General features: G+C 66.9%; 8 protein-coding genes and 1 pseudogene. 6 read left to right on the top strand and 3 right to left on the bottom strand.

From position 1 onward, the window contains the following. The first annotated feature begins 662 nt into the window (after positions 1–662). Positions 663–1625: a hypothetical protein gene (locus KBI5_RS22225; RefSeq protein WP_133057114.1), complete on the top strand. Its 963-nt coding sequence runs from the start codon at positions 663–665 to the stop codon at positions 1623–1625. A gap of 32 nt (positions 1626–1657) precedes the next feature. Here KBI5_RS22225 and KBI5_RS22220 read toward each other — a convergent pair whose 3' ends face one another. Then, positions 1658–3082: a HAMP domain-containing sensor histidine kinase gene (locus KBI5_RS22220; protein ID WP_085016349.1), complete on the bottom strand. Its 1425-nt coding sequence runs from the start codon at positions 3080–3082 to the stop codon at positions 1658–1660. Next, complete coding sequence (locus tag KBI5_RS22215) at positions 3079–3798, bottom strand: response regulator transcription factor (RefSeq protein ID WP_085016348.1); 720 nt, start codon at positions 3796–3798, stop codon at positions 3079–3081. The genes KBI5_RS22220 and KBI5_RS22215 overlap by 4 nt, the downstream gene beginning before the upstream one ends. 278 nt (positions 3799–4076) lie before the next feature. Here KBI5_RS22215 and KBI5_RS22210 point away from each other — a divergent pair, with 278 nt between their 5' ends. After that, positions 4077–5015, top strand: coding sequence for an acyl-ACP desaturase (locus tag KBI5_RS22210; protein WP_011434772.1), 939 nt, complete (start codon positions 4077–4079; stop codon positions 5013–5015). A 73-nt stretch (positions 5016–5088) separates the two neighbouring features. Here the strand turns inward: KBI5_RS22210 and KBI5_RS22205 are convergent, their stop codons facing one another. Further along, positions 5089–5727, bottom strand: coding sequence for a dTMP kinase (locus tag KBI5_RS22205; RefSeq protein WP_011434771.1), 639 nt, complete (start codon positions 5725–5727; stop codon positions 5089–5091). Positions 5728–5981: 254 nt separating this feature from the next. On the opposite strand from KBI5_RS22205, the gene KBI5_RS22200 reads away from it, so the two are divergent. From KBI5_RS22200 to KBI5_RS28180, 4 genes and pseudogenes are all read left to right on the top strand, one after another. Continuing rightward, positions 5982–6878, top strand: a complete 897-nt coding sequence (locus tag KBI5_RS22200) for a histidine kinase (protein WP_023840881.1) — start codon at positions 5982–5984, stop codon at positions 6876–6878. Continuing rightward, the gene (locus KBI5_RS22195) at positions 6875–7258 is read left to right on the top strand and encodes a signal transduction histidine kinase (protein ID WP_011434769.1); all 384 of its coding nucleotides are present in this window, start codon (positions 6875–6877) and stop codon (positions 7256–7258) included. The genes KBI5_RS22200 and KBI5_RS22195 overlap by 4 nt, the downstream gene beginning before the upstream one ends. Further along, complete coding sequence (locus tag KBI5_RS22190) at positions 7255–7899, top strand: response regulator transcription factor (RefSeq protein WP_085016347.1); 645 nt, start codon at positions 7255–7257, stop codon at positions 7897–7899. Before KBI5_RS22195 ends, KBI5_RS22190 begins: the two co-directional genes overlap by 4 nt. Positions 7900–7995: 96 nt before the next feature. Continuing rightward, positions 7996–8223, top strand: a pseudogene (locus tag KBI5_RS28180) (ABC transporter ATP-binding protein); the annotation flags it as partial. Positions 8224–9952: the final 1729 nt, after the last annotated feature.

Here is a 9952-nt window from a genome sequence, read left to right as displayed (position 1 = left end):
ACCACCCACCCCGACCCCGACCAGGGATCACGGACGAGCCGCCGAACCGTGAGCGGCCGACCAGCCACACCCACAGACAACTACCGAACGTTAACCATCGCTACAGATCAACTGGAATGGTGCGGAAATCCCGTCGGTGCATCCAGGCTCAGTGGCGAAGGTATTGTCTACGCGATGGTAGCGGCGGAGATGCTCGCCGCAGCCCTCGAAGGCTGGAATGGGCTGGGCCACGCAGAGCTCAGCGGTGGCCTTCAGCTCTTTGAGCAGAAATTTAGACGGCGCTTTCGATTGCACTTCGCCAGCTGTACAGTGGCAAATATACTCATGGGCYAYAGGAGATGGGCTAATMTGGTTATCCGGGCAGCGTCTCGAGACAGCCACGTTATGGACGCAGCATCTCTTATGCTCTTCGATGAACGCCGTATGTACCTGTCCACAGGGGCCCGAATCCTCATCCGCGGCACACGGAGATGATGTCCGTTCTAACGAGAAGATCCACCGGTGCGTGTTTATACAACCGGTGCCAGCACAGCGTTACCCGCCATCAGTCTCAAACACTAGCGTCCACTTCCTCCGTAAGTCCGTATAGTCGGATCACGGATGCGGTCGCCACAAGAGTTTTTAACGCGGATGGCTACCGCTCGTCGAGGGCGCTGCTGTCAATGGCGATATTCGGCGCAGGACCCTCTATTATATTTGTCGTCTGGATGCTTTCCCCTGCCCGAACCCACCTTCCTCACCACCTCACACCGGTGATGTGGTCAGCCGGCACATGGATCATGCTCGCGCCTGCTTTGATCGTGCTGTGGGAGGYCGGCTTTGAGAGCCTGATGTGCGTGGTCGACAACTCTAATAACATCGCAAATGATATTCGCGAGCGCATGGCCCGAGCCGTGCTGGCCATCGATAAAAAGTACCCCTTCATAGMATCGCTTCTGATGGCGGCCATCATCCTAGGCTACTGCTTCAATAACCGATTCTTTCGCGATCAGATAGGTAGCGGTAATATTGGCTCCTCCGATTTCTTCGCCGGCCTCTTTGTGGTCACCACACTTGGGTACGCCTTCGGTGTTGGCATATGGGCCGTCGCAAAGTCTTTGATCGTCGCCCGGATAGGCATCCAGGACACCATCCAATGGCATCCTTTTGGACCAGACGCGAGCCACCTCCTCAATGCCTACTCCACCTACAGCTACCGGACGGGAATTATGTTCAGCAGCGGTGGCTTGTTTCTACCCGGCGTCTACATCATCTCTGGGCAGATTAATATTATTGGACGCATTCTGGCCGCACTGGTCGCCGCGCCGCTCGTTTTCGGGAGCCTGCTCTGCTTCCTCTATCCGACCCACCGGATCTATTTCGTGGCGAAGAGGCAAAAAGACGATGCACTAGGGAGGTTCGGAGAGGTACTCGAAGCCGCTCAGCGTGAGGCCCTACAAGGCAGCGGTGACATGAACTCTCTGGCGTCGAGGGTCCAGACCCTACTGTCCCTACGCGCCGCCATCGCGAGCGAGCCGAACTTTCCTGCATCCATCCTTCTGATCGTTCGCGCGGGATCATTGTTCCTAATACCGATCTTCATCGGTTTCCTCCAGGCTGCGCTGGGGGCTGCCTTTCTAGGATGACGTCACCGAAGGACGGCCGGACGGCTCGGCGGTCAGCCGGCGGGTGCGGGCAGCAGGAACCGGAAGACCGTGCCGGCGCCGACGGCACTGGACACCTCGACCCGGCCGCCGTGGGCGGCGGCGGTCGCCGCGACGATGGACAGCCCCAATCCGTTGCCACCATGCCCCCGGGCCCGGCTGTCCGCGGCCCGGTAGAAGCGGTCGAACACGTGCTCGGCGACCTCCGGTGGCATGCCCGGCCCGTGGTCGATGACGTGAAGCTCCGCGCCCCCGGGGGTCCCGGGGCCGGCGGGGCCGGTCGGCGCGGCGTCCGCTGGCAGCGCCTGCAGCCACACCTCGATCGGCGTCTCGGGCGGGGTGTGGACGCGGGCGTTGGTCAGGAGGTTGCCGGCGAGCTGGCGCAGCGCGTTCTCGTCGCCGAGGACGACGCAGCTCGCCGGGAGCTCGGCGCTCACCGGGCGCTCGGGGGCCGCAACCCGCAGGTCGGCGACGGCGTCGCGGACGAGCCCGGCGAGGTCGATCCCGGCCCGCCGCATCGGTCGCTGCTCGTCGAGGTGGGCCAGGTACAGCAGGTCGTCGACAAGGGTGCTCATTCGGGCGGCCTCCTCCTGGACCCGGCGTAGCGCGTCATCCGCGTCGACCGCCGTCACCATTCCGCCGCGCAGCAGATCGGCGTAGCCGCGGATCGAGGTCAACGGCGTCCGCAGCTCGTGGGAGGCGTCGGCGGCGAAGCGGCGGAGCTGCTCCTGGGATGTGACCCGGGCGGCGAACGCGGCCTGGATCTGGCCGAGCATCGTGTTGAGGGCCGTGGCGAGCTGACCGGTCTCCGAACGGGCCGACCCCGCCGGCACCCGCCGGTCGAGATCCCCCCCGGCGATCGCCGACGCGGTGGAGATCATCTGACGCAGTGGGCGCAGGCCACGGGTCAGCCACACCCAGGCGAGCACGGCGATCGCGGCAAGCACCGTGAGACCCACCGCAACTTCGATCATCACCAGTCGGTGGACCGTCTCCGTGACCGGCTTCAGCGGCAGCGCGACGAGGACCCGCGGCCCGCGCGGACTGTCCCGGACGACCGCTCGGTACCGCTCCCGGTCGGCGATGACGGTGAACGGTGTGGCACCCCGGTCCCCGGCGGCGTCCAGCAGGGGCGTGGCCGGCGGCGTGGGAGTCACCGAACCCGCGATGCGCAGCACCGTCCCGTCCGTCCGCCGGATCTCCACCAGGTAGTCGGTCGGCGCCACGGCCCGCTCCACCCCGGCCCGGCCCAGCGCCTCCCACCGGGACAGATAGACAGCGGCCGGCAGGCCGCCCAGCACCCGCGCGCGGRTGAGCTGYTGGTCGATCCGGTCGTCCAGGTAGGCACGCAGCGCGAACACGCTCGCCCCACCCACGATGACCAGTCCCAGTGCGGTCAGCGCGATCAGGCCGGACATCAGCTTCAGGCGGAGCGTCACCGGTTGGACCCCGCCACCGGAAGGCGCAGCACGTAGCCAAAACCGCGCTGGGTGTGGATGAGGGACGGGCCGTGCCGGCCGAGCTTGCGCCGCAGGTAGCTGACGTACTGGTCCACGATGGTCGACTCGCCCCCGTAGTCGTAGCTCCACACCGCGTCGAGGATCTGGGTCCTGGACAGCACCCGGTTAGGGTTGGTCRGGAAGTACCGCAGCAGGGAGAACTCCGTCGGCGACAGGTCGATCGGCTCCCCGGCGCGGCGGACGAGATGGGCGTCCGGGTCAAGTTCCACGTCGGCGAACCGCAGCGGGGACGGCGGCGCGGGTGCCGGTTCGGCCGGCGGAGGTGACGTCCGGCGCAGCACGGCCCGGACCCGGGCGAGGAGCTCGTCGACGGCAAACGGCTTGGTGACGTAGTCGTCGCCGCCGTAGGTGAGGCCGGCGATCTTGTCCCGGTGAGCGTTGCGCGCGCTCAGGTAGACGACGGGTACCGGGTGCCCGTCCGCGCGCAACCTCCGGCAGATCTCGAAGCCGTCGATGTCGGGCAGCATCACATCAAGGATCATCAGATCCGGCCGGGCCGCGACGGCCAACTCAAGCGCCGCCCGACCGGTGGTCGCGGTCAGGACGTCGAAACCATGGAAACGTAACGCCATCCGCAGCAGATCGACGATGTTCGGCTCATCGTCGACGACCAGCACACGCGGGGCAGTGGACATGTCCGGCTCCCTGGACGCGACCTCGATGCGGCGGGTGGACGGCGATGCGAACGGCGATGCCGGCATCGTCCGCATCGAGTTCATCCGAGCATCATGAGAGTTCGGTGTGAGCCGGATGCCGACCGGGCGCGCCGGGACTGTCCGCCCGGGCCTCCTCGCCGGGCCTGGCGAGGAGGCCCGGTCCCGCAGCGGGACTGCCTCGGCGGAACAGTTCCACGCTCGGTAATCCACACCCGCGGGACATGGTTAACACATGATCCCTCTGGAACAGTTCCCCAATGAAATCACTCACGGACATCGACCTGATACGCGATCTGGAGCCCGTCGCCGAGGCCAACCTGAACCGGCATCTCGGCGTCGCTGCCGAATGGATGCCGCACGAGTACGTACCCTGGGGCGAGGGCCGCGACTTCGACAGCCTCCCCTGGGAGCCCGGGCAGTCGAAGCTTTCGCAGATCGCGCAGATCGCGTTCGAGGTCAACCTGCTGACCGAGGACAACCTGCCCAGCTACCACCGAGAGATCGCGGACGCGTTCGGCCAGGACGGCGCCTGGGGAAGCTGGGTGCACCGGTGGACCGCCGAAGAGGGGCGCCACTCCATAGCAATGCGCGACTACCTCCTGGTCACCCGGGCGGTGGACCCGATCGCCCTCGAACGCAACCGCATGTACCAGATGGGCAAGGGCTACGACAGCCGGAACAAGTCCCCGCTGGAGGCAACGGTGTACGTCTCCTTCCAGGAACTGGCGACCCGGGTGAGCCACCGCAACACCGGCCGTTTCTGCGGGGAACCGATCGCCGAGAAGCTGCTCACGCGGGTGGCGACGGACGAGAACCTGCACATGATCTTCTATCGGAACGTGATCGCGGGGGCGCTGGAGCTCGACCCCTCGCGTACTGTGGTGGCCATCCGCGACGAGCTCGTCAACTTCCAGATGCCCGGCACCGGCATCCGTGACTTCGGCCGCAAGGCGATCCAGATCGCCCGGGCCGGCATCTACAACCTGCGCATCCACCACGACGACGTGGTGTTGCCGGTCCTGCGTCACTGGCGGTTCTTCGACCTGGAGGGCCTGAATGGCGAGGCTGAGAAGGCCCGCGAGGAGGTCTCCGCCTTCGTCACCGGGCTCGACGCCCTCGCGACGCAGCAGGAAGCGAAGCTGGCGCGGACCACGGAACGTGCCACCCGGCGAGCCAAGGCGCTGGCCTCGGCCTAACGCATAACCTGCATAACCTGCATAACCCGGAAAACCCGGAAAACCCGGGATGGTCTCACTGTCCGTAGCGTCCCTACCGGGTGGCGAGGTGTTCGCAGATCGTGTCGACACCAGTCTCCCGGTCCACCACCAGCCACGGGGAGACCCAACTCCGGGCCGCCAGCTCCTCGTACATCCGCGCGCACCGCTCCTGCAGCCCGTCGTCGGATTCGAAGGTGTCCAGCGCCCGCCCCCGGTCGGCCCCGGCGCGGGCGAGCGTACCCGCCCGCGCCGTCCCCACCGGGATCCGCAGCAGGACCTGGAGATCGGGCACCGGCAGCGCGAGCGCGCCGAGTTCCAGCTCGGCGATCCAGGCGGGAAAGCTCTCCCGCTCGGTGGCCGGCAGCCGCGCCGCGCCGTACGCCGCGTTCGACGCCACGTAACGATCGATGATCATCAGATCGTGCGTACGGACGAGAGCGTCGAGTTCGGGACGGGAGTTGGCCCGGTCGAGCGCGAACATCATCGCGCTCGCCCGGGGGGAGGCCGCGAGCGGCGCAAGCCGCGGATCGCCGGCCAGCAGGCCACGCACCGCCGGGCCGAGGGGCTCGGTCGCATAGCGGGGATAGGCGAGCGTCGCGACGCTGCGGCCGGCGGCGGTGAGGCGGGCGACCAGCCGCCCGGTCAGCGTGTTCTTGCCCGCGCCGTCAACGCCTTCGATCGCGAGGATCATCCTCCTGGCACCTCCCCGCCACCGGCCGTCGTGAGCCCTCGGGCCGCGACGGCCACCCTCAGGCCGCAGCGTAACCGTAACAAGGAGACAATCCGTAACAAGGGCATCGCAAGGACACGTCGAAACCGGTCGACCACCGGCCGGGCGCTTCCTCCTCCCGGCTGCGTCCCGGCTCCCGGCTGCGTCCCGGCCCGTACGCCGGATACGTCCAGTGGCGGATGTCGGCACGACGGCGGCTCGCTACCGTCGGAGAGATGGTAGAGGCCAGGCGCGGCATCTTCCCGGTGATCGGTGACCTCCTGTTCACCGCGTTCACCGCGGCGGCGTTGCTCCGCGGTTCCGGGGAGGTTGGTGCCGACCAGGTGCCCCCCTCCCGGCCGTTGGATGCCTTCGCCTACGTGCTGCTCGCCCTGCTGGCCGCCGCCATCCCCCTGCGCCGCCGGGCTCCGTTGGCCATGCTGATGGCCACGAGCCTGCTCCTCGGCGGCTACCTCGGCACCGGCTACCCGCACGGCCCCGCCTTCTTTCCCGTGATCGTGTCCGGGCTCGCGGTCGGGCTGCGCCACGACCAGCGGACGACGAGCCGAGCCGTGGGGGTCTGCGTTCTGCTGATCTTCCTCGGCTCGGTCGTCGCGCTACTGCGGGGATATGCCGACGGCGGCTGGAAGTTCGGCATCACGATGATCGGGACGGTCGCGTCCTGCACCGTCCCCGCCTTCGTGGGCGCCCTGATCAGACTCAACCGCATCGCCTCTGCGCAGGCCAAGGAGGAGGCGACCCGCCGCCGGATCGAACAGGAACGGCTGCGGATGGCTCGCGAGGTCCACGACGTCGTGGGCCACAGCCGGTCCATTATCTCCCTACAGGCCGCGGTGGCGCTGCATGTGCTGGACCGGCGTCCCGAGCAGGCCCAGGTGGCCCTGGAGGCCATCCGCCGGACGAGCGTCGACGCGCTGGACGAGCTGCGGGCCACCCTGGCGCTCACCCGGGCCGGCCGGCGGGCGGACCCGGCGGCGGCCGCGGACTCCGTCACCGCCGCCGCCAGCGCCGCCGCCACCACCAGCGCCGCCGCCGCGTCCTCGACGGATACCCGGGAGGGGGGACCGGCAGGGCCCGCGAGGCGCCTGACGAGCCGCCCAGGACCCCGTTGACGGGACTCGGCCGACTCCCGAGCCTGCTGCGCGAGGTCCGGCTCTGCGGGGTGCCCGTCGAGCTCGTCACGCAGGGAGACTCCCAGGATCTCACGGGCCTGCCGGCGGACCTCGATCTGGCGGCCTACCGCATCATTCAGGAGTCGCTGACCAACGTGCTCCGGCACGGGGAGCCGAACGGAGTACGGGTGCGCGTCACCATGGGGATCATCGACGGCCGGCTCGTCGTCGACGTCACCGACCAGCCGGGCACGGCCGCGGAGCTCGGCGGAAGCCTCACCGCCGGACCGGTCCGGGCCGGCGGTTGGCAGGTCCGGGCCGAGCTTCCGGTGCATACCGGCGGCGGCCGGACGTTCCCCAGCTGGGTGACCCGCTCGTGATCCGGGTGGCGGTGGCCGACGACCAGCCGCTGGTGCGGCTCGGGCTGCGGGTACTCATCGAGACCGAGGACGATCTGGAGCTCGTCGGCGAGGCCGAGGACGGTCGGGCCGCGGTCGAACTCGTCCGCGCCACCCGACCCGACGTCGTGCTGCTCGACATCCGCATGCCGGTCCTCGACGGGCTGGCGGCGCTGCGGACGATCGTCGAGGATCCCGACCTGGCCGCTACCCGGGTCGTCATGGTCACCACCTTTGAGCTGGACGAATACGTCTTCGAGGCGTTGCGGGGCGGCGCCTCGGGCTTCGTGCTCAAGGACACCGAGGCCGCCGACCTGCTGCGAGCGATCCGGGTCGTCGCCGCGGGCGAGTCTCTGCTCTCCCCGACGGTGACCCGACTCGTCATCGAGACCTTCGCCCGCCGGCCAGCCGCCGTCGCCGCCCCGGACCTGCGCGGGCTGACCGTGCGGGAACGCGAGGTGATGAGCCTCGTCGGCCACGGGCTGTCCAACGACGAGATCGCCGCCCGACTGGTGATCAGTCCGGCGACGGCCCGCACCCACGTGAGCCGGGTGATGGTGAAACTGGCGGCGCGGGACCGGGCCCAGCTCGCCGTCCTGGCCCACCAGGCCKGCCTCGTCTGAGCCGGCTGGGCGTACCCGGTGCTGCGTCACATTGCGTACGACGATGCCGCCGCTGGACGGACGACGTGAGGGGGCGGCCACACCAGTCTGATTCCCATGATGACAACCACTGGCGGGCCCGGTTCGCCATCACCCGGCGCCACCCGGCCCGGCGCCACCCGGCCCGGCACCACCCGGCCGGTACCTGAGACAGACCGGCCGGCCGCYGTCGACGTCCAGGGTCTGACCAAGCGTTACGGGCGCCGGACCGTCGTCACCGGTCTCGACCTCACGATTCCCGAGGGGGTCGTCGCCGGATTCGTCGGGCCCAACGGGGCCGGCAAGCCCGCAACTGAAGTAGCTGATTGCTCTATTTGATCTACCGCCGGGCGGTCCCCTACGCGCGGAGCACCGGGAGTCAGCCTCCAGTGRATCTAGCCCGTCAGCATGACGGGAGCCGGGGGCCATGTGTCGTGTCTCTCGCGCGGCTCCGAAAGTCGTCATGGGGTCTGGCCGATTTCGGGCCTCAGAAAGTCAATCCCGGGCCTACGAACTTGCGGGACGTCCTGAGCAGTCGGTGGGAATTCTTGCGGGCCTCTGCTACGCTCCGCATCGGAGGTGACGGCATGCCCGACATAATGCCTGGTGACAGGATTGCCCAGATACGGCGTAGGCGCTCTCTCTCACAGGAAGAGCTAGCCGCACGCTCTGGTGTCAGCGTCGCCGTAATCAGAAAGCTAGAGCAGAATCGACGGGCGGGGRCTCGAATAGAAACGCTTCATGCGTTGGCCCGTGGTCTGAACGTTAAGACCTCTGAGCTTTTCGATAACGGCGAATCTGTGGCGCCGCGGGACTCTCTTCAGGAACCTAGTCTCTGGGCACTGCGGAAGACGCTAATGCCTTCGTCGGATAGCCTGAATTCTRCCCCCGCCAGCGAACCACCCGCGCTAGACGAAATTGGCAAAACCTTGGCTCGGGCGGGGCGCGCTTACAACAGTTCTCGCTATCAGCTCGCCGCTACAGAGCTGCCCGGGATACTCGATGCGGCACAAGTAGCAGTGTCGCACTATGACGGCGACGATGAACTAACCGCATTGCGCTATCTGGCTCAGGCGTACCGCCTTGCAGGGGCCGTACTCATCTACCTTCGACACGAAGACCTCGGCTATTGGTCTGTGATGAAGGCAAAGGAGACGTCATCCCGTGCGGGTAGCGAAATCCTAGATGYGACCGCCACCGGCGTGCTGTCATGGTATCTACTAAGACAAAGGCGCTTCGATGAAGCGGAAGAAATCGCGGTACGCGCTGCCGAAAACATCGAACCTTCGATGACCAAGGCCACACCYCAGCATCTCTCGGTGTGGGGAACATTGCTTCTTCGAGGTAGTAGCGCGGCATCCCGAAATAACCGGCCTGATACATCGCACGAACTGATCCAACTTGCTCGCATGGCGGCTGTTCGGGTCGAGACCGACAGGATAGATTACGGGCCGCATGCATGGATCTCTTTCGGGCCGACTGTGGTCGAGACGGCATCCGTTGAAAACACTCTTATAGGTGGCGATCCGTCTCTAGCACTCCACCTGGCTCGGTCCGTCCGACCATCGAAGAAGATGTCTTCGGGTAGGTGGTCTCGCCATCTACTGACCGTGGCCGAAGCGCAGGTCTCTACGCATAATTACCCGGGTGCAACGAGAACTCTGGTGAGCATCCGAAAGTCTGCTCCCGAATGGCTGWGAAATCAACGGACGGCGCATTCATTGGTCGGCACATTGTTGGATGCTACCGGCGTCCGCACCGCAAAGAGTAGTGGCCTTAGCGAGATGGCCGACTTCATGGACCTCCGACCATGACAATATCCCTGGTCGCAACGATTCGAGATCAGCCGTCCCACACTTTCGAGAGTCTTCACCGGTTGTAAGCATCCTGCAACTGGACAACGCCGTACCTCCGCCCGAAGTCCTCAAGGTTCCGGGCGGGTACGGCGAGAACGGTCGACGTCGCGGCCAGTCGGACGCGCAGCGAAGCTAGATCGGAAACGGCGCGATTGTTGGCTCTGCGCACTACGTCTGAA

The sequence above is a fragment of the Frankia sp. KB5 genome (assembly GCF_002099325.1).
GTDB lineage: Bacteria > Actinomycetota > Actinomycetes > Frankiales > Frankiaceae > Frankia > Frankia casuarinae.
This window is presented reverse-complemented; position numbering and strand designations above follow the sequence as displayed.

Bases quoted from the DNA above. Each gene is read 5' to 3' on its own strand.
- KBI5_RS22210 (WP_011434772.1), top strand. From the start codon at position 4,077: ATGAAATCACTCACGGACATCGACCTGATACGCGATCTGGAGCCCGTC.
- KBI5_RS22200 (WP_023840881.1), top strand. From the start codon at position 5,982: ATGGTAGAGGCCAGGCGCGGCATCTTCCCGGTGATCGGTGACCTCCTG.
- KBI5_RS22205 (WP_011434771.1), bottom strand. From the start codon at position 5,727: ATGATCCTCGCGATCGAAGGCGTTGACGGCGCGGGCAAGAACACGCTG.